The sequence below is a fragment of the Candidatus Desulfosporosinus nitrosoreducens genome (assembly GCF_030954495.1).
GTDB classification, from domain to species: domain Bacteria; phylum Bacillota; class Desulfitobacteriia; order Desulfitobacteriales; family Desulfitobacteriaceae; genus Desulfosporosinus; species Desulfosporosinus nitrosoreducens.
This window is the reverse complement of the sequence record NZ_JAVHUW010000046.1, coordinates 1-20,665: the sequence shown is the minus strand read 5'-3', so window position 1 is coordinate 20,665 and position 20,665 is coordinate 1. Positions and strand designations below refer to the sequence as shown.

The following is a 20,665-nucleotide window of genomic DNA, read 5'->3' as shown; positions in this document are numbered from 1 at the left end:
AGCTTCCCGCCATAGGCGGAGGACTATGAGCATGACCGGAAGTGCCAAGGCAAAGCATTGGGTATTTATGTTATCTGTGATATAATGTAAGTTCACAAGGAGTACAAGGAGGCCTCACAGAAATCATGAGTGAACTTACCGCGGCGGAACTGCGCCGGCAGGTCGAAATGTTTTTACCTAAAGTTTTAAAGCCGAGCCGTTACCTGGGTTCTGAATGGAATGCCATAAAAAAAGACTGGGATAAAACAGATGTGCATATGGCCTTCGCTTTCCCTGATGTGTATGAGGTGGGTATGTCGCATTTGGGAACTAAGATTCTTTACCATTTAGTAAATACCTTTCCGGAATTTCTGTGCGAAAGAGTTTTCGCCCCCTGGGTGGATATGGAAGAAAAGCTGCGGCAAAGGAACCTGCCTTTATATACGCTCGAATCTTTTCAGCCTCTGAAGGCTTTTGATGTCATTGGCTTCACACTGCAGTATGAAATGAGTTTCACCAACATTCTCAATATGCTCGATTTAGCGGGAATTCCCCTGCACACAGAGGAGCGCGGAGCGGAGGACCCCTGGATTATTGCCGGCGGTCCTTGTGCCTTCAACCCTGAGCCTCTCGTCGGATTTGTTGATTTCTTCCTGCTGGGGGAAAGTGAAGAGCAGTTTCCGCAAGTGCTCCGCCTCATTGCCGAGCAAAAAAAGCACCCCCTTTCCCGCCGGGAGTTTTTAATCCGAGTCGCTCAAGTTCAGGGGGTTTATGTTCCGGATTTCTATCATGTTACTTATAAAGCGGACGGCCGGATCGAAGACATTAAAGCGGAGCCTGAGGTTCCGTCCGCGGTGGAGAAAGCCCTGGTGCAAGACTTCGATCAGGCCTTTTTTCCGACAAACCCTATTGTTCCCTATATGGAAATCGTCCATGACCGCATGATGCTGGAAGTGATGCGCGGCTGCTCACGGGGGTGCCGCTTTTGTCAAGCCGGAATGATTTACCGTCCCGTACGGGAGAGATCTCCGGAAACCCTTCTCAAACAGACCGAAGAACTTGTGCGTTCGACCGGGTACGATGAAATTGCCCTTACCTCCCTTTCCAGCGGAGACTACACCTGCATCCAGCCAATCATTCGAAGCATCATGGAGAAGCATAGCGCTGACGGAGTGGGGGTTTCCCTCCCTTCCTTGCGTGTCGATTCCTTTGATGTGGATCTTGCCGAGTCCATTCAAAAAGCCCGCAAATCCGGTTTGACCTTTGCGCCGGAAGCAGGGTCTCAGCGTTTGAGAAATGTGATCAATAAAGGGGTCACTGAAGAAAACCTTTTAGCCGCGGTGGGCGCCGCTTTTAAAAAAGGCTGGTCGAATATTAAGCTTTATTTTATGGTCGGCCTGCCTACGGAAACTCAGGAAGATATTGACGGAATTGCCGATTTGGCGAAAAAAGTGGCCAATTTGGGAACTCAGTTGGGCCGCCGGAATGTCAATGTCACGGTTTCTACGAGTATTTTTGTTCCCAAGGCTCATACCCCGTTTCAGTGGGAGCCTCAGGAATCTCACCTGTCGGTCGAACAAAAACAGAAATATCTTAAAGATAAATTAAGGGACCGCAGGATAAAATATAATTACCATGATATGAAGACAAGCTATTTGGAAGCTGTATTTGCCAAAGGAGACCGACGTTTGGCGCCGCTGCTGGAATGGGCGGTCAAACATGGCTGTCGCTTTGATGGCTGGTCTGAACATTTTGATCAAGAAACCTGGATGCAGGGCTTTAAGGAGTTAGGCATTGATCCTCACTTTTATGCCAACCGGGCTATGGATTACGACGACATCTTACCCTGGGAGCATTTAGAGAGTGGCGTGACCAAACGTTTCTTGGTGGAAGAACATCATCGGGCATTGCAGGAAGCCAGGACCATCGATTGTCGATATGATGTCTGCACCGGGTGCGGGATATGCCCGGGCAGGGGAGTTCAGATTGAGTTGAAAGGGTGAGTGCCGTGCGGCTAAGAATCGCCTATACCAAAGTGGAAGATGCTAAGTTTATAGCCCATCTTGATTTAACCCGGGTCTTTGAACGGGCGATCCGGCGGGCAGGAATTAAAATGTCCTATACGGAAGGTTTTAATCCCCGCCCTAAAATCTCTTTCGGTTTTGCCTTAGCGGTAGGGACGGAAGGAGAACGGGAATATGTGGACGTTGATCTCGAACAAGAGCCGGAATTAGGAGAGGTTTTAGGACGAATCCAAGAACAGCTGCCTCCCGGAATCCGTTTGCTCCAAGGACGTGTTTTGACTCTAGGCGCCAAGCCTTTAATGGCCGTGCTGAATGCGGCAAGTTACCGCATGCGCGTCGCTATGGCTCTGCCCATTCAGGAGGACCGCCTGCAGGAAGTCATAGCGGCTTGGTTGGCCAGGGAGCGCGTCACTTATTCCCGCTATTCGAAAAAGGGACCGACGGATAAAGATATCCGGCCTTGGGTTAAGAGCTTGGAGGGGAAAGTCCAAGGGGACGAAATCATCTTTGAATTGGACGTTGAGATGGGCAATGCCGGAAGCGTCCGTCCGGAGGAAGTGTTGGCCAGTTTGAGAGAACTGGAGAATCTGCCTTTGGATCTTGATGCCTTGCATATTAAGCGGACGGGTGTGCATGTCAGTTACCAGGGGAAAAAGAGCTCGCCTTTTGAAATGGCTGAATAAGAGTCAAACCGATGATAGCGTGAAGCGAGTGCTGTGACGCTTAGATCTTATTAGGGAGGAGGGTTAACCCGAATGAGGCTTGAAAGTTCGGCCTGTAAAAAGGAACTCGTCCTGCAAAGTCGCTCCCAGAAAATCCGGGCTGCCGTATTTGAATATGGAGAACTGATGGAAGTCTTTGAGGAAGAAGACGGCTCTTCCCATCTACTGGGAAATATCTATCGCGGGCGTGTGGAGAACATTCTGCCGGGAATGCAGGCTGCCTTTGTGGATATCGGGTTAGACAGGAATGCCTTTCTCTATGTCGGAGATGCTGTTCCCTCCCGTTATGATGAGGATGAGAGGAACTCCCCGGTTCCGCGCGAACGGATTGAACAGATCCTGAAACCGCGCCAGGAACTTTTAGTTCAGATTAACAAAGAACCGGTAGGTGCGAAAGGAGCGCGGATCAGCCTCAACCTTACCTTGCCGGGACGATATGTTGTTCTTCTTCCTCAAGTCGGTTATATTGGTATCTCGCGCAAAATTCAAAATGAGAATGAGCGGGAGCGATTAAAGAGTTTGGCGGAAAAAGCCAAACCTGTAGGCATGGGTGTGATTGTTCGTACCTTAGCCGAGGGAGTTGACGGAGAAGAGATTGCGGAGGATATTGCCCAGCTGGCGGAGAAATGGCGGAGCTTGCAGCCCAAAATTCCCCACGTTTCCGTGCCTGGTCTTGTCCATAAAGATGCGGATCTCGTTTCCCGCCTGGTTCGTGATTGGATTGATCAGGACGTGGAAAGGATCACTGTTGATCAGGAGGATGTCGCTCAAACTTTGCGTCTGGCTTTAAAAGAAATCGAACATCCGGCTGCGAAGCGAATTTTTGTTGTTTCGGAGGGAGACCTGTTTATAAAATACGGAGTCGATGACGGCATCCGCAAAGCCTTGCGCTCCAGGGTTTGGTTAAAAAGCGGCGGATATCTGGTCATCCAGCAGACGGAAGCTTTAATTGTGATTGATGTGAATACAGGAAAATATATCGGACAACGCTCTTTGGAAGAGACCGTAGTCCATACGAATCTCGAAGCGGCGCGGGAAATAGCCCGCCAACTGCGGCTGAGAAATTTAGGCGGGATTATAGTCATTGATTTCATCGACATGACTTCCAAGGAAGACCAGCAGCAAGTACTTGAGGCTTTGGCTACAGCCTGTTCCCGGGACAAGACAAAGTCACAGGTTTTGGGACTTACTCAGTTAGGGCTGGTGGAAATGACCCGCAAGAAAGTGGGGCAGACATTAGCGGTGAGATATACGTCACCCTGTCCGGCCTGTGATGGCAGCGGGAGGATACACCAATAGTCAGGCTGCCTGCGCATTAATAGGTTTCCCGAATAAAAATGAGGCTTCAGCCTCTTTTTATTTTCTCAGGTTTGGCAAAGGTTTCATTTCCGGAATTGTGCGTGTTGGGGTTTAAGGGTCCGTGAGTGAGGTGAGGATCAGTGAAGAAAGCGGAGTAACTAATTGATGAAAAATTTCCTTGACAGCATAATCATATAAACTTTACAATAGCTTATAAAGAAAAGTAACTAACTAGTTACATACTTTTACTTAACCGGGAGGCAGCATATGCAAAACTTTGAAAACCAACAGCAAAAAAGGGGGATGGTCGGGAACAACGCTCGGAAGAAAGCCGCGGACGGATCTTAAATTCAGCGACCAAGATCTTTGCCGAGAAGGGGCTTGATGGATCGCGGATTGATGAGATTGCTGAGGATGCGGGAATCAATAAACGGATGCTTTACCATTATTATGGCAGCAAGGAAGATCTCTATACCGAAGTCTTGCGTTTCAACTACGATAAAATCTACACGATGAGCAAAAATGCCTTCGTTCTGGCGGATGATCCAAAAGAGAATGTAACCCGGGCGATTCGGGCTTACTTCTATTTTTTGGCTAACAATGAGGCCTTTGTGCGTCTGATCAGTTGGGAAGCGCTTAATGGCGGCCGATTTGCCAAAAAGGTGATTCCTCAATTCTTTGAATTGGTGGAGCTGGAGTTTGACGGCATTATCAAGGATGGGATCAAGCGGAAGTTTATTCGGCCGGATATTGATATCCGGCAAGTGATTCTTAGTGTTCAGGCCCTATGCCTCGTCTATTTCAACCGGCGTGAGATTGTTCAGCCGCTTTGGCAGGAGGATATGCTGTCGGAGAAGATGCTCGAAGCTCGCTTGCAGCACATCTTGGGGTTAATTTTTGATGGGATTTTTATGTCTTAAGAGGAGGAAGAAAGTCGTGGATGCCTTAGCGAAAATCAATTTCAAAAAAATTGGCGTGTTTATCTTGTTCATGGCAATCATCGGAGGGAGCCTGTTTATTTTCAATCGTTATTTTTACCGACATCAGGTGGCTTTGGCTGATGAGCAGCAGAGTCTGACGGCGACAGGTACAATTGAAGCAACGAAAGTCATGGCATCCTTTAAAGTCCCCGGCAAGCTGGAGAAAACTCTTGTTGACGAAGGGGGTAAAGTAGATGCCGGGCAGGAAATAGCTTCTTTAGACGGTCAGGAAATCGGTTCCGATGTTGTCACCGCCCAGGGAGCTTACAGTGCGGCTGTGGAAGAGGCACAGCGGGCGGCGGATGCGGTGCCTTTGACAAGCCAGCAAGTGGAGAGCACGATAACCCAGGCTCAGGCTCAAGTGACTCAGGCTGAGATTGGGGTTAAGGACGCTAAGACCTCTCTTGACCGGGCTACGGCTTTATTTAACGGCCAGGCCGTACCGCAGAAAACCTTGGATGATGCCACGAACGCCTATGACTTGGCCCAAAGCAAGCTGCAGCAAGCTCAAGCCGCCCTGGAACAGGCTTTATCCGCCCGGACCAACGTAACTCTTGCTCAGGCACAATATCAGGCTGCTCAAGGGTCTGTCACTCAGGCCGGCGGTGCCGTGCAAAAAGCCACCGCTTATCTCAACGATACCCATTTGCTTTCTCCCATGTCCGGTTTTATAACTCAAAAGTATCTTCAAGCCGGTGAAATGTTAAATGCCGGTACTCCTGTCTTTGAAATTACGGATTTAGCACACCCTTATGTGAATGTTTACATAAGCGAGGCTAAAATTGGGCGCGTCCATCTGAATCAAGATGCGGAAGTAACTGTGGATGCTTTCCCAGGGAGAGTCTTTAAGGGCAAGGTGGTTTTGATTAACGGTGCCGGGGAATTTGCCGCAAAAAAGGCGATCAATGAACAGTACGAGCATGATCTTGAGAGTTTCCAGGTTAAGATTGATCTGCCGAATCAGGATTTAGCCCTGAAGACGGGAATGACCGCTCAGGCTAAAATCATAGAGGAGGCTAAATAGGGATGGAGCCTGTCATTAGGGTTAATAATCTGGTGCAGAAAATAGGGCGCAAGACACTTTTGCAAGGAATATCCTTTGAGGTCATGCCCGGAGAATGTTTGGGGATCTTTGGCACCCGTGGGGCGGGCAAGACATCCCTGGCGCATAGTTTAGCGGGGGTTGACCGTTTTACGTCGGGACAGGTGGAAATTCTGGGCTGGAACATCCGAAAAACCGAGAAGTTTAAGCAGAGCTTGGGGCTTGTGACTCAAGAGTGCAGCATGTTCCGGGATATGACGGCGATTGAAAATCTCGATTTTATTGGAGCCTTAAAGAAAGCTCCCCGGGCTAATATCCGGGAGATGATTGAACGCTATGAACTTCAGGAGTTCCTGTCCAGGCCGGCGGCAGCCTTGGAAATCGGAGCTCTGCAGAGGCTTTCTCTGGCCTGTGCCCAGCTTAACCGCCCGAAAGTATTAATTGTCGATGAGATTATTAAGGACATTGATCTCTATTCCCGCAGCCTTATCCTAAAGGAATTGAAGCAATTCCTGGCTGGAGGAGGAACTTGTGTCAGCACCTTCAGTGATTTTGGAGTTTGTGAGCATATAGACAAAGTAGCCTGGCTGGAGAACGGGGAACTGAGTCTTTATGAATTGGCAGCCGCCCGGACAGAGTGGGAGAGGCAGGAAAAATTTTACGCAGAACAGAGTGGATGTTGTCATGCTTAAACAATGCCGAGCAATTATGGAACGTGAACTGTTTTATATGTGGCGGGATAAGAGCCTGCGCCATATCCTGCTTATCGGGCCGCTGCTGGGAATGCTGCTTTTTGCCGGGGTCTACAGTTACCAGCGCCTCGGCGATATTTCCACCGGGGTTGTGGACCTGGATAAGAGCAGCGCCAGCCGGCAGGTTGTCACGGAGCTGAAGAATACGCAGAATTTACAGGTGGTTGCTTATTTTGACAGCTTTGCCGAGCTGGAGGAGTCCATCAAGAGGGGCGAGGTCATTGTTGGGGTTGTAATTCCGGACAATTACGGTCAGGACGTGGCTTTGCAGCGTCAAACGAAGGTAGCGGTGATGATTGACGGTATGAATATGGCTTATGCCACGAATGCCTCTAGTGCCGTATTGACGATTACTCGAACCCTGGGGGCGCAAGTAGGGATTCAAACGTTGATCGCTCAGGGAATTCAGGCCAATCAGGCTCAAGAGGCCTATCAGTCTATTGCCTTTCCGGAAGAGGCCTGGTTTAATCCCACGTTGAATTACGCTTATTTTATGGTGCTAGGTTTGGCCTTGAATGTCTGGCAGCAGTGCTTAACGCTGGCGTCCTGCATGACGGTCATCGGGGAAAATGGGCTGAGGAGCTGGCTCCAGATTAAGGTTTCCGGAATATCCTCCTTCAAACTTTTTTTCTGTAAGTCTCTTGTGCATATCGGCGTGTTTATGCTGGCAGTATTGCCTTTGTACTTCCTGGCTTTTGTAGTCTTTAAGCTCCCTTTGGCCTGCGGTTGGCCGGGCTTGCTGCTGTTTACCTTCTTATTTACCATTACCCTGCACAGTTTAGGCACAATGATGTCCAGCCTGGGCCGAAATGCCGTCAATGCCTCGCGCTATGGGATGATTATCGCTCTGCCTGCCTTTGTGATCTCCGGCTATACCTGGCCCTTGGAAGCTATGCCGCACTGGCTTCAGTCCGCGGCTTGGGTTCTGCCTCAAACTTGGTTCTTCCAGGGTGTTAATTACCTGACCTTTAAAAATCCGGGTTGGGGGTTTATGAGTCACTATTATCTGGCCTTGGGGCTGATGGCCGTTCTCTTCTACAGTGTGGCAGCTCTCCGTCTGATCTTAAGTGATGTTTCTCCTAAGGGGGGATTGATGTGAGGCAGATCCTGAATATCGCTCATTATGAGATTGTACATATATTAAAAGAGCGGGTTCTGTTTTTGATGATCTTTTTTGTGCCGCTTCTCTACGCCTCCTTGTTCGGGTCGGTCTATGTCTCCGCTATTCTGCAGCATGTGCCCCTGGGGATTGTGGACTTGGATCATTCTCAGGAAAGCCGGGCGGTGATTTCAGCCTTTGAGAATACCCCGAATTTCCGGGTGATCCCGGAAGTGGCGACTTATGCCGATTTAGAGGCGGGAATGAAAGACGGCAAGGTGCGGGCCGGAGTTGTGATTCCCAAAGACTATGCTCAAAAGTTGTCCCAACACCAGCTCACTCAAATTTTGACGATTTATGATGGCTCGAATCTGATTTATGGTTTCAATACACGCAAGTATTTTCAACAAGTTCTCAATACCTTTAGTGCGGATCACACTGCCGCCTACCTCAGTGGGCTGGGAATGACGCAACAGGAAATAATCAACGTGATGGATACGGTTTCTTTCAGTATGGAGGTTTGGTATAACCCGACGTTCAGCTATGCCACCTTTATCTTTATGGGCCTGGCTTTGATGATTTTTCAGCAGATTGGAATTTTAGGCATTGGTTTGACGGTTACCCGTGAAAAGGAGCAGAATTCCTGGCTTCAGTTTCTGAGCGCCGCGGTTCCATCATGGAAGATCTTCAGCGGCAAAGCTCTGCCTTATTTTATCGCCAACTTTTTTAATTACGGCTTGCTAATGTGGATCGCCGCGCGCTTCGTCCAGGTAAAGATCGAGGGCCCGGTAGCTCTGATTCTTCTGCTGGGGCTGCTCTTTGATCTCATCGTTGTTTCGGCAGGATTTATTATTTCCGTCTATACTCCCAATTCCTTGCTGGTGACCCGTTATCTGATGCTGATCTCGGTTCCCATTTTTGTCGCTTCCGGTTATTCCTGGCCCAGTACTCATATTCCCGCCGTCATTAACCGTCTGGTTCAGCTGATGCCCTATACCTGGATGGCCGAGGGGTTCCGGGTGGTTACGGTCAAAAACCTGGGGTTTGACTATATCGCCGATAAAATCATGGTTTTGCTAGTTATGGCTGCCGTAAGCTTGTTCTTTGCCCTGACTTTCTCGAAGCGCAGAAAACCACCGGCTCCAAGAGGAGTGGCGGTTAATGGAAGTATTGATTATCCCGATAAACAGTTTTTGCATTCATAATTTGTTGGAAGGATCATTGGACCTTCTCTCTTTTGCGAAGCCGAATATAATCATATAATTTCAGAGCCCGCTAAAATAACGAATAGTACTCTCCGGAAGAGGTCAAAAAACGTAGACACACTGGTGAGTTATCAAGTGCCTCAATCCCTTGATCACAAGGGATTGAGGCACTTCTCGTGTTTACAACTGTCGAATCTCAGTATTTTGAAAACTTTAAATTAAATAATTTATATGCGTATAATTATTATTGTTTCTTTTAATTTTACAAATATTAATGTAATAAATTTGAATATTTGTAAAAAATTAAAAACAATTTAACGACAAGTTTCGACATAAAATGCAATGGTTTGATGTTATTCTTTAATTAAAGATTATAAAATGTATTATCATAGAAGATTAAGGGAAATTTATGTTATCTAAATAATTATTAGTAATTTGTAACTATAATGAAATAATTTATTTGGTAATTGCAATACCGGGTCAGTAAAGACAGGCATAACTTTGTCTAGGGTAATACAGCTTCAGGTTCAAATAATGCTTATTGTAAAGGTTGTTCGATAGGCATAGCAAATATTGTTGCTGTAAACTAAAGAATAAAAGTTAATTGAATGCTGGAATTAAAAATAATGATAAATACTAATTAATTAATAAGTAATAAAATGATATAAGTCTTTAAATTAAAGTCGGCTCGCTTTATAGTCGGCTTCTTCTATTCGTATGCTTTTTTTGGGATAAAAAGAAAATTATTATAATAAAAAGCAAAAATTTTGGCGGATTAAATCTTTATGTGTAATTAATTTACTCATAAATAAGATTTATTATTTATTTTATTTAGGATTAGGAGGGATAAAATGAGGCGCTTATTTTTTAAGTTTAAGTTTAAACAGAAGGGATGTGCGTTTTTCAAAAGTTAATAAGGCGGAAGGCGTTTTGTGATGAGTTTTAAGTAAAATAATGAAGGGATTGGGTAGGATATGAAATTTAAGAAAACCTGGATGAGTTTATCGGTGTTAGTTACTCTGGCATTAATTATTTTTTTAACATTATTTCCATCAGAAAGTGTTACTAAAGTATTGGCATCTTCAACATTTGGTAATGCAACTGCCGCTAATATATTAAATGGTAAAACGGCCACTGTGGACGCAGGACAAATAACTGGGGTAATGGCCGATAGATCAGGGGGATTACACTTTTTAGCCACGGGTGCAATGGCAGGTGTAAAATCTGCAGGCGATTCCAATAATAATGCGTATTTGCAACCCCCCGCTGGTTATTATGATGGCACTTCTTGGGTTAAATCACCACAACCTGATTTAGTGTCAAGTAATATTCTAAGTGGTAAGAATATCTTAGGTGTCGCTGGAGGGATCACTAATATGGCAACGTCTAATCCTAATGGCTTAGGAGCTGGCAAGAGTTACGCTTTAGGATGGTCGACTGGCGGCAGTAGTAGTATCTATTTCAAACCGCAGGCCGGTTACTATGATGGAATAAATACATGGACAGAGTATACCGATCCAAATTTAATTCCGGCAAATATTCTGAGTGGCAAAAGCATTTTGGGAGTTTCGGGAACTGCTATTAATGGAGCAGGAAAAGCTGGGCATGCGACTGGAAGCGGTACAACAAATTCGAGTGGTTATGCAGTGATAAGCGGTTTAGGGTTTACTCCTACGTGTATTCAAATAAATTGCAATTATATAATTTGTCAATGGGACAGTTTTGTCAGTCCTTCTGAGTTTACGAGTAATGGCGGGAGATATAGTAATACTGTTTCAGTAAACTCAAGTGGATTCAGTATGTATGCTTGGTATTCAAATACAGGGTTTACTTACGAAGCTTTCGGGAATTAGGAGAAATTGATATTTGTAAGAAGTTCGATACAAGTCAAGGTCTTTGCGACCATCCTTAAATAACTGGGGAAATATTGAAAGTTTTTTCTTAATCCTAATAACATAAACTTCTTACTTGAGGGGGATAACTCATTGACTCTTAAGAAGGTATTAAAAAAAATTACTTGTGGTTCAGTGATTTTCAGTTTGATTTTTTCGTCGATACTCTGCTATTCATCGTTCATTTCGAAGGCAATGGCGGGACCAACGGAAAGTACAGCCATAAATTCAGTTCAACAAGATCAATCTAATGGAGACCTCGAAAATGTACCACAGTTAAACAACGAGTCTAAACAAACCAATCTTCCTAGTAGTGACAATGAACAGACTATTTTTCCTCAAGAACAGATTACCATCGAGGATCAAGAACCAGAGCAATTGCTAAAACCATCGCCTTCAGATCAAGAAACTGCGGGAATTAGCGAAGGGGATAACTTGCCAATCGATCGGTTTATTGTCAAATACAAAGATGAGAATCAAAAAGAAAGTACATTTTCTAAATTAAGAGGAAATCTAAAAGCAAGAAAACTAACCAGAAACAGGAGCTTTGATGTTTACATCACTTCGAAGAAAATGAAACGTGCTGAGTTCACCGCATTTTTGCAACAACAACAAGCCGATTCCAACATTGAATATATCCAGCCAGACTATATGATGACGCTAGCTTCTGCTGATCCTCCTCAATTAACGGAAAATCAACAGCAAACTCCGAGCACAGAACAAACAGAACAAACGGATAATGCTGCCGTGACTGATCCAAATCAAACGCAGACAAATGACCAACATCTACAATTATCGGCCGCTACTTTTGACGGTTTAAAAATCTCCTTGACCTATAATGAAACACTGAAACCCGAGCAAATTCCGGCAAAGAATGATTTTAAAATATCAACGAAAGATGGAAAAGATATCGTTATAAATGACATTGAACTTATGGACAACAACTTGATCCTTACACTCACAGCTCCCCTCACTGCGAATGAACCGGTAATTGCTAGTTATGCTCCTGGTAGTAGTCCAATCCAAGACCTTTCAGGGAATCTTGCTGAAGGTTTTAGCAACAAGGTTATTGCGAACCTAAGCGAGCCAATAAATAATCTTGCCCCCGTTCTTCAAACAGCAACAATCAAGGCAGATACGCTTGAACTAACGTTCAGCAAGCAGCTTAACGTAAATTCTCTCCCGGCAAAAGAAGATTTCAGCATTAATCTGAATTCAACTACGACTTCTCAGGCCATTAACACACTTACCCTTGATGCGAACAAAGTGACCATAACGTTAATGGAACCAGTTACAGCAAGCGACTCGGTCGAGGTGAGCTATACACCTAGTCAAACGCCATTAATGGATATAGATGGGAACGGCGTGCTAGAAGTTACACCGTTTATCGTCAAAAACATTACCGGAATCGAAGTGAATGATCCCCATTATGTGGAGCAATGGGGCCTAGAAGAAATTAAGGCAACGTCCGCAACGAATGCAGCGATGACAGTGGCAAATCAAGCTGATTCTGCAACAAATGCGGCACTATCGTCAGGAAACCAAGCAGGCATTACAACGGATACGCCAGCGGTTTCAATAAAAAATCAAGAAAAGGTTACAACCGGCGCGGCAAGTTCTATAGAGGATCAAGTGAAAGAGACAACTGGCACAACCATATCATCAGACAGGTCTGTCAATGTGACAACTAATAGCGCTATAACGATTGGAAGCGATGCGGTGAACGCCTGGCCAAAATCTGAGGGAGAGGGTGTTATTGTCGCCGTACTTGATACAGGTATAGATATCACCCAAGAAGACCTTGAGGACAATATCTGGACCAATACCAAGGAAACTGACAATAATGGCATAGATGATGATATGAATGGCTATTCTGATGACATTCATGGCTGGAACTTCGCCGATGATACCAATGCAGTGCACAACTTAACGAATTCATCCGATGAATGGCATGGAACCCATATCGCAGGAATAATTGCTGCGGCGATGGGTAACGGGAAAGGTATAGCTGGGGTAGCTCCAATGGCTAAAATTATGCCTCTGCAGGTATTTAAAAACGGTAAGGCCTATACCAGCGATATTATAAGTGCGATTGAATACGCTAAAGAAAATGGCGCCCGAATTGTCAACTGCAGTTGGGGAACAACTAGTGAAAATATAGCCTTAAAAGAAGCGATGGATGAGTCAGGCTTGCTCTTCATTTGTGCCGCAGGCAATAGCAATCAGGATATTGATGCGAACCCAGTGTATCCCGCCTCTTACACTTCAGATAACATCATTGCGGTTGCTTCTCTCAATAGAAACGGAAATTTATCCTGGTTTTCCAACTATGGGCTAAACTCAGTGGATGTAGCAGCACCCGGGGAGGAGATTGTCAGCACTACACCGGGAAATACCTATAGTTTTAGCGGCGGTACTTCTCAGGCGGCAGCTTTTGTTACCGGTGAAGCAGCTTTAATTCTAAGCAAATATCCTCAAGAGAATTGCAACGATGTCAAGGCCAGGATCATCGATTCCTGTGACAGATTGTCTTCTTTAACAGGGAAAACGGTTAGTGGCGGGATTATAAATTGTACCGCAGCCTTGAATGATCCAATAAGCACGAATGATACCATTATTCCAATACCTGCAGATCAAACCAAGCCTATCGGAACCATTATACCCAGTAATGGGGACTATAATCTTTACGCGGTTGACGGATGGGTTACTCGCGGCAACTTACAAACGGCAAGAATGGACTTTGGAACAGCGACCGTGAATGACAAGATCTATTGTATCGGCGGCAGCAATAACGGGAATTGTCTGAATAGTGTTGAAGCCTTTGACCCGGCAACCGGTACTAGTACCCTATTAAAGGACATGAACATCGCGAGATATGTTCCGGGTGTTGCCTCAGCTGATGGGAAGATATACGCAATCGGCGGCTATAATGGGGGGTGTCTGGACACTGCTGAAGAATATGATCCTGCAACTAATGTCTGGACAACCACAGCGAATATGCCAACGCCCAGATCATTTCTTGGTGCTGCCGCAGTAGACGGCAAAATTTATGCTATTGGTGGCTTAAACAATACCGGTCCCTTAAATACCGTGGAGGAATATGATCCTGCAACAAACACTTGGAGTACCAAGGCTGGTATGCCTACAGCACGATCGGCTCTAGGAGTTATTGCCGTGAACAATAAAATCTACGCTATTGGCGGTTCAGCGAACTGGAACTCCTTGAATACTTTAGAAGAGTACGATCCGCTTAGCAATACTTGGACAACGAAAGCAAGTATGCCCATAAGTATGCAAGTTTTTGGCGTAGCAACTTCGAATGGCAAGATTTACACAATGGGTGGATATAACACAGCGAGCCAAAAGGTTGTCTATGAGTATGATCCCAGTACCAATGTGTGGGGGAGAATGGCTGATCTTACCTTACCAAGGTATGGGGTGGGTTCAGCCGCCGCGGCAGGCAGACTTTATGCCCTTGGAGGGTATAACGGAAGCTATTTGAATTCAGTCGAAGAATCGGAGCTGCCACTTGTTCTCCAGGATTTGTCGGCGACGTCGGTCACTTCAACGTCAATTACCTTGAACTGGGGAGCGGTTAGAAATGCCACCGGGTATGATATTGAGGTCGATGGAACCGTTATAAATAATGGAACGAATACCTCCTATGTGCATAGTGGTTTATCACCTAATATAACCCATACCTATCGCTATAGAGCAAAAAATGGCAGCGTCGTCAGTGAATGGAGTGCGCTGTTAGCGGTCGCAACGCTTGCCCCTTCACAAGGAAACTCAGGAACCTTTGTTCCTAATAATATTAATGTTGGTGATACTTTTAATTTAGTCATTAACGGTTCTTATCTAACAACTCCGACTCGTACTATCACGATAACTTACAATGCCGGGGATGCTCAATTGCTCGACCTTTGCGGATTTACCAATCCTATGGAACTGACCTCCGGACCAATTTCCAATACAACAATTACAGTAAACCGGGTGTCTCCGGGAACGATTAGCTTTACAGTAAATCTTCCCATACCATCCGGGAAGTCATGGTCTGGGATCTTAAATGTGATTAAATTCAAAGCCAATGTTAGCAACCCAAGAATTTCTTATACTGCGTATTAATCTCATTCAAATGAAAAAAGAATGGATTAGAGTATGGAACAGGAAATTTCGGATTATTTGGGAGGGTATTTATGATCATCAATAAAATTCATCTCAAAGGGATTAAGATAATCGTCCTAATTATATTGAGCTTAATTATTGCTTCCTCGTCAGTCTACGCCCTAACCAATGCTGACACGAACGAAGCCGCTAAGAATACAGGAGCCACGTTAAATAGCGCAGGAACAATATCTAAAGGCGATGATGCGCAAAGCAGTTTATCAGAAAACAATGTCACGTATGATGAGTGGAAGGCCTCCATGGAGAGCGAAAATAAGCTCCCACGAGAGCAAGAACTTGCCTTGTATAATCAGGGATATGACTTTTCAGATATCCAGGAAGCGGAGGACCTAGCCGTATTATGCGGAAAGACTCCACAGGAATTGCTTGCCTTGAAAGGTAAAAGAACATACTCCACAGATGGAGGCAGTATTAAAGACATCAGCAAACCTTGGAGTGATGTTATCAAGGAACTGAATATAACAATTGAAGCTCCCACTCAAGCCTTGGGGATAACCGGTGATCAGATTAGTGACATGAAACAGCAGGGATTAAGTGATGCTGATATCGAGCAAGTAGCCGTTTTGACCTTCAATTATCATAAAAATTATAAAGAAATACTCAGCGCGCTAAAACAAGGGACAAGCGTTGAGGATTTAAAAAAACAGTATTGGCAAACAAGACACGATGAAGTCCAAAAGCAAGATGTTTCCAAAGACAAGGCGAGGGCAAACACCGAAAGACTTCTAAGAAAGCAATACAACATCACCGATGACGACATAAAAACATGCGGTACCTATGGAATTAACGACATTGTTGAAATAGCTCTTGCCAAGGATGTAGCGATAAAAAACAATATTGGGCTCAGTAAGGTGCTGCAACTAAAGAAAACTAAGAATAACTGGAAAGACGTCCGCAATGAAGCGGGAGGGAAGTAATCATGAAACACAAATCAATTTATATACTTTTACTTTCTTTCTTGTTTTTCATGGCCTTCGGATCGGCTCAAGCGTTAGCGGATGCTACTTCGGAGAACTATAATAATTACACTTATCCCATGTCCGTATATAAGAAGCCTGTTGTTCAGCCGTTTAGCACGGGAGGGGCATCAGGGCAGACAGAAAGCATCAATCCGGCCAACGGTAGCCTCGAAATAACCCAGACCGATTTAAGTTTAAAAGGGAAAAATGGCCTGGACTTTAATCTGACCAGAATTTATAGGACTTCCGATGCCTTGTTGTATGAACCAGGATGTGCATCAGATATTAATTATCAACCTGTTATACAGGGATATTATGTTACCGGTACCGAAACTAGAGAAACATATACAAATGGCATACTAACAGGTACGACAAATAGACAAGTGTACTTTTGTGCTCCATCCGGGAATATTCCTACAGACGATCCGTACGTAGTCATGCCGACAAATTATCCGGACTTTACCTATAGTTTCTATTGGCCTACCTCACAGAAGGCACAAACTATCGCCGACAATTTTAATGAAGGTGTATACGATACTTCCGTTACTACAACCTCAGGAAACGATACCATTTTAACGCTGACCAAATACAGCGACAAACAGGATTTTATGGTTCAAATGCGTATCTACCTTTACTCAGATGCAAATGGCAGTGTGGTAGAAGACAACGTTATTAATTATTATCGGAACGGTTACAATTATAATTCTATCAACGATAAATATTTTAATTTAGGTACAGGCTGGTCGTTTGATCTTCCCTATATCGAGCAACGGGGAAATACGGACTTTTACCTTGGCTTGGGTAAGCGAGGAGTCATTCATTTTACATGGGACATTAATTATTACGATACTTGGGTAGCAAACCATCAAAATGAGGCTATTAAGCCCTATAGCATTCCTCTAAATGACGTAGATGGATTTGGGGATTTGCAATTAAATTATGTCATTGACAAATCCGTTGACCCTATTCACCCGGATACGTTTGTTATGTACTTTGAACTTAAAGAGAAAGATGGAAAGACAATAACCTTTGCTCACGACGGCGTAATCTCTAAAATCTCGGATAAGTTTGGAAATAACATACAAATAGCCCATCATGATCCTAGGGTTTACAATAATAGCTATATTTCACAGATTATCGACAGCGTTGGCAGGACAATTAACATAACGTATGGATCAAACAACGTTACTATAGAGGTGAATGATGAGACTAATCCGTCGAACAACAGAGTAATTCATTATAATAAGGCACCATGCCCTTTTGATTCCAGTAAGTCTGTTTTATCGAGTGTCACGGATGCCGGCGGAAGGATAACTCAATATAACTATGATGAGAAATCCGGATATTTCAGTTTTTGGAAAAAGGACCCCTTTTATGATGGTAGTGGAGGAGTCTATCCAGACCACTATGAAATCCTGAGAAATGTCATTTACCCAACGGGCGGAAAGACAGAATACAGCTACAATGATGGCAAATATTCGTATATGAGCTTAGGAGTATCAGGCTGTCTGCAGTTTTATAAAGTGACAGAACGAGCTGATTATTCGAACGATGGGACTAAATATAAAGACAAAACTTATGTGTATCACAATTACTTCAACGGTGATGGGACGACCCTTGAGTATGATGGGTATCCCACCTATAACTCACAAGGTGTACCCGGTGGTTATAGTGTAAAAACCGACGTCACAGACCAAATCGGCAATATAGAAACCTATACCAATACTTATATCAATTATTCTCATAATGATCTGTTATGTACGGATATATTATCTATAGGCGCAAATCATAAAAAAGAAACCATCAATAGTTATGATGGCCCTACGAAACTATTAACACAAAGCATAAATAGAACATTTAACAAAACTACCGGAGCCTATATAGACAAAATAGAAAATTACAAATACGATAGTCTTAATAATGTCCTGAATTATTGGGATCCCCAGGCAAATGGCAATACGGCCGGTACTGAACATGAAACGGTCTACACCTATGGGCCGAATAGTATTATGACGAGTAAGACTTATAAGCAAGACGCCAACACTACAATCAAGGAACAGTATACCCTGTCCCCAGACGGCAAAACTGTCACACAAGCTCAGGTCTACAAGAACGGCGTGCTCCAGAAACAGACAGGATATGGTTACGATATGTACGGTAATGTCACGGAAGAGCGGGATTACCTCGGTAACTGGAGTAATTATATCTCCACTCACTATGATTATACGGACAATGACAGTGCCAGAAATGGCAAATTCAGCGGCTTATATCTGACAAGAAAATGGGTGGATGGAGTTAAGGATGCGGACGGCAACAGCGTCGCAGCAAAGAACGGAAATAATTCCGGAACCGTTGACGAAACATACAAGTACGACTGGTTTGGCGATATGGTCCAAAAGCAGGATGGTCAGGGAAACCTATGGAGTAAAACATACGATAAGCTCAACAGAGTAACCTCTGAGGTAAACCCTGACGCCACATCAAAAACCTATGGTTACAAAACCAATACCACTGAAAACAGCGTTCTTGAAACAGACGAAAGAGGAACACAGATCAAGTCCGGGTTTGATAATTTTGGCAATCTGATCTATACAATGGACATGGCCAGTGGTCAATATCTTACCCATTATACGTATGACAGTCTTTTCCGGCTCATAACGGAGGATAACAACAATACCAGTCACTATAGCAGGAATATTTCCTACTTGTACTACAGTGATGGCAGAAAAAAGCAGAACCTGGCAAAGGGCAATGATGGTAGGATCTTGAATGAAGAGGACTTTTCCTACGATGATGCTAATAGCAATGGAGCCTACAACAAGACGACGAAGACTGTTGCCGGAGACACCAACTCGCCGTCCATCACGACAGTCACCTATGCTAATAAGCTAGATAAAATTGAAAAACAGGGCACGGTCCATAACGGGGCTGAGCTGCTGTCCACTTTTCAATACGACTATCTTGGCAACAAAACACAGGAAAAGAGTGCCCGGGCCTACGCTGAAGGTTGGAGCCAGCCCTACACAACAAGCTATGACTACAACTCTGACGGGAAACCCGTCAAGGTCTACAACGTTAACGGTGATTATACTACGACCGAGTATGATCCTCTTGGTCGAATTATTAAGGTGACAGATATCAAGGGGAATAAGGCGTCAACCCCGTATTCGACGACCTATAGTTATGACAATCTGGGGAGGGTCATAGAAGAAGATATCCCCTTCCAGACTACGAATGGCACCATCTCTGACACCATCAAAAAGCACTATTATGACCGAAACGGCAATATAATCCTTGAAAAAGTCAGCAGCAATAAACCTGGGCAGACAGCGGCCTTTGACCAAACGGGATATGAATATAACAGCCGTAACCAACTCACGAAAGTCGTAACTTACACAAACGGCAGTCCTGTCAACTATACGCAGTATTATTATGATGCGGATGGAAATAAAGTGAGAATGTACACAGGTCTCAGCCAACCGCTGCAAATCAAGGGATTGGACAATGTGACGGCTTCCGGAGATCCAAATTATTCCGTTACGAAATATGATTACGATTGTTTTAACAGGCTTCAAACTATGACAGACCCCCTAGGCAAGCAGGAACAGTATGTCGATGATCTTAACGGTAATCTTGTGCAGAAAACAGACCGTAATGGCAGCATAACAACCATGACCTATGACGGACTGGGCCGGTTGCTGGCCAGAAATGCCTCCAATGCAGCTAACCCGCAGATGAACGCTTCTTATTCTTATACCTTTAGTATCACCGGGAACCGAACGGCTATGAGTGGTGGGGGGATAAATGCAGCTTATACTTATGACGACCAAGGCAGACTGATAAAAGAAACCGACGGAAGCTCAATTGAAAAGGATTATACCTATGATACCGCTAACAATAGGTTAGCGTTTATTCTGAAACAGAATGGTCAGGTTAAATCCAATACGACCTATAACTATGACCTTCTGAATAGGCTATGGCATGTCTATGAAAACAACAGTACAACTCCTACTGCAACCTATAGCTATGATGACAACGGCAATAGATCTTCTCTGGCATACTCCAACGGAGATACGTCGACTTATCAGTACAATCTTGCCAACGATTTGACCCAGCTTTCGAATAATAAAGGTGCAGCAGCCTTGGCACAGTACACATATGCCTATTACCTGGATGGCAATCAGGCCAATAAGACGGACAATACTGGGAAAACCAATGATTATGTTTATGACGGATTAGGTCGGCTAACCTCTGAAATAGAAACGGTAAGTGGAAATGCGACCTCGACTGTTTACAATTATGATGATGCGAATAATCGAAAGGCTATGATTGTAACAGGAGCAAATCCATATACTGTTAACTACGATTATGATCGTAACAATCGATTGAGCACAGAAAGTAAAGTATCAGGAGATGTCACTCAGAAGACCGGCTATGGTTATGATGATAATGGCAATCAGATCTGCAGTACGACAGAGACGACCCAACCTGCTTTGGCAGGCAAGCAAGAGATGTTTGGCACGTCTG

At 44.5% G+C, this 20,665-nt stretch carries 12 protein-coding genes; all 12 read left to right on the top strand.

The features are described 5' to 3' along the window. Window positions 1-125 precede the first annotated feature (125 nt). The gene (locus REC12_RS09395) at window positions 126-1,982 is read left to right on the top strand and encodes a TIGR03960 family B12-binding radical SAM protein (RefSeq protein WP_308893864.1); all 1,857 of its coding nucleotides are present in this window, start codon (window positions 126-128) and stop codon (window positions 1,980-1,982) included. Continuing rightward, the gene (locus REC12_RS09390) at window positions 1,979-2,686 is read left to right on the top strand and encodes a TIGR03936 family radical SAM-associated protein (protein WP_308893862.1); all 708 of its coding nucleotides are present in this window, start codon (window positions 1,979-1,981) and stop codon (window positions 2,684-2,686) included. The genes REC12_RS09395 and REC12_RS09390 overlap by 4 nt, the downstream gene beginning before the upstream one ends. Window positions 2,687-2,758: 72 nt before the next feature. Then, window positions 2,759-4,024 carry an Rne/Rng family ribonuclease gene (locus tag REC12_RS09385; protein WP_308893860.1) on the top strand — a complete coding sequence of 422 codons (1,266 nt, stop codon included), beginning with the start codon at window positions 2,759-2,761 and terminating at the stop codon, window positions 4,022-4,024. A gap of 341 nt (window positions 4,025-4,365) precedes the next feature. Next, complete coding sequence (locus REC12_RS09380) at window positions 4,366-4,944, top strand: TetR/AcrR family transcriptional regulator (RefSeq protein WP_308894024.1); 579 nt, start codon at window positions 4,366-4,368, stop codon at window positions 4,942-4,944. Between the two features lie 16 nt (window positions 4,945-4,960). Continuing rightward, window positions 4,961-6,028, top strand: coding sequence for an HlyD family secretion protein (locus REC12_RS09375; RefSeq protein ID WP_308893859.1), 1,068 nt, complete (start codon window positions 4,961-4,963; stop codon window positions 6,026-6,028). 2 nt (window positions 6,029-6,030) lie between these two features. Beyond that, complete coding sequence (locus REC12_RS09370) at window positions 6,031-6,738, top strand: ATP-binding cassette domain-containing protein (RefSeq protein WP_308893858.1); 708 nt, start codon at window positions 6,031-6,033, stop codon at window positions 6,736-6,738. Further along, window positions 6,731-7,897 (top strand): ABC transporter permease, encoded by a 1,167-nt coding sequence (locus tag REC12_RS09365; RefSeq protein WP_308893857.1) that lies wholly within the window; start codon window positions 6,731-6,733, stop codon window positions 7,895-7,897. The genes REC12_RS09370 and REC12_RS09365 overlap by 8 nt, the downstream gene beginning before the upstream one ends. Further along, window positions 7,894-9,102 carry an ABC transporter permease gene (locus REC12_RS09360; protein ID WP_308893855.1) on the top strand — a complete coding sequence of 403 codons (1,209 nt, stop codon included), beginning with the start codon at window positions 7,894-7,896 and terminating at the stop codon, window positions 9,100-9,102. The genes REC12_RS09365 and REC12_RS09360 overlap by 4 nt, the downstream gene beginning before the upstream one ends. A 974-nt stretch (window positions 9,103-10,076) precedes the next feature. After that, complete coding sequence (locus REC12_RS09355) at window positions 10,077-10,955, top strand: hypothetical protein (protein WP_308893853.1); 879 nt, start codon at window positions 10,077-10,079, stop codon at window positions 10,953-10,955. A 234-nt stretch (window positions 10,956-11,189) separates the two neighbouring features. Further along, window positions 11,190-15,119, top strand: coding sequence for a S8 family serine peptidase (locus REC12_RS09350; RefSeq protein WP_308893852.1), 3,930 nt, complete (start codon window positions 11,190-11,192; stop codon window positions 15,117-15,119). Between the two features lie 71 nt (window positions 15,120-15,190). After that, window positions 15,191-16,096: a hypothetical protein gene (locus REC12_RS09345; RefSeq protein ID WP_308893850.1), complete on the top strand. Its 906-nt coding sequence runs from the start codon at window positions 15,191-15,193 to the stop codon at window positions 16,094-16,096. 2 nt (window positions 16,097-16,098) lie between these two features. Then, window positions 16,099-20,665, top strand: a 4,567-nt coding sequence (locus REC12_RS09340) for a hypothetical protein (RefSeq protein ID WP_308893849.1), incomplete at its 3' end; no start/stop codon positions are given.